2 protein-coding genes are annotated in these 1,258 nt (G+C 60.5%); both read left to right on the top strand.

Annotated elements, in window-relative coordinates; translation table 11 throughout:
* Positions 1-685, top strand: a 685-nt coding sequence (locus XM53_RS17490; RefSeq protein WP_057795675.1) for a DMT family transporter, incomplete at its 5' end; no start/stop codon positions are given.
* 238 nt (positions 686-923) lie between these two features.
* Positions 924-1,258, top strand: a 335-nt coding sequence (locus XM53_RS17485) for an HPP family protein (RefSeq protein ID WP_201455434.1), incomplete at its 3' end; no start/stop codon positions are given.

Genomic DNA, 1,258 nt, shown 5'->3' with positions numbered 1-1,258 from the left:
CGGGCCTGCCATTGTCGCAGGACTGTCGCTGGTTGCCGCGTATTCGGGGGGCATATTCGCGATCCAGAACACGTCGGTCGCAAATGCGATGCTATTATTCGCGACGGCGCCGTTCATGGCTGCGGTCCTGGGCTGGCTCGTTTTGCGAGAGCCCGTCAGACCCGCGACCTGGATTGCCATCGCGGTTGCCATCGGTGGTATCGGCATCATGGTAGCGGATAAATCCGGCGGTGTGGTTCTGGCAGGCAGCCTTGCAGCGCTCGGATCGGCGTTCGGGTTCGCGGTGTTCACCGTCGCGCTGCGTTGGGGGCGGACCGGAGAGATGCTTCCGGCTGTTTTCTTGTCCGGCGTTTTTGCGATCATCATCACCGTGTCCATTTGCCTGATACTCGGGCAGTCGCTTGTACTGACCCGGACCGATAGTGGTGTCGCGATGGGGATGGGGCTGTTCCAGGTCGGAGCCGGACTGATCCTCTACACACTGGGGTCTCGTAGTCTTCCCGCTGCTGAGCTGGCCTTGCTTTCGTTGGCCGAGGTGCTGCTGGGGCCGGTTTGGGTCTGGGTGTTTCTCGGCGAGACGGCGAGCATCAACACTCTGATCGGCGGTTTCGTGCTACTAGTGGCGATTGCCGGCAATGCAATCTCGGGCAAACGCCAGAAGCCGCCACCGATCACTTCGCCGTAGAGACTTTTGAAATGAGCGGGCCGAACTGTCGCGCTCTGCTTCCTCGTTCCGGGATTGGATGAAACCGAAAGAACGCTCGACCTCAGGTGCAGGCAGTCTCGTCAAACCTATGTTTGCGTCTAACAGTGCAGGAGCGGAGGCATGGTTTGTCATAAGGCAAAAGGCTTTGTGCCTTCGGCCTGTTGAACCTTTAGCAATGTGATGAAAGTTTGGGCACAACTTGCCGGGAGGCGTGTCGTTGCACATTCTGAAATCACTTGGCCCTGCGGTTGCGCGTGTTTCCGGCATCGAGGCCTTTCGGGCAGGACTTGGTACCCTGATCGGGCTCGGGCTGACCGGACTGTTCGTGCTGTCGCCGACTGTCGACCTGGAACTGGGGCTGTACCTTGTCGCCCCCTTCGGCGCCACGTCCGTTCTGTTGTTCGCGGTCCCGAACAGCCCGCTGGCGCAACCCTGGTCCGCGATTGTCGGCAACACGATAGCCGCACTGGTCGGAGTCGCCGTTTGCCTATGGGTCGACGATCCCGCCCTTAGAGTAGGCCTTGCCGTGGGACTGGCCGTAACCGCGACGAT

The organism is Roseovarius atlanticus (genome assembly GCF_001441615.1).
Classification (GTDB): domain Bacteria; phylum Pseudomonadota; class Alphaproteobacteria; order Rhodobacterales; family Rhodobacteraceae; genus Roseovarius; species Roseovarius atlanticus.
The sequence above is the reverse complement of the archived record's forward strand: the minus strand, read 5'-3'. Positions and strand labels throughout refer to the sequence as shown.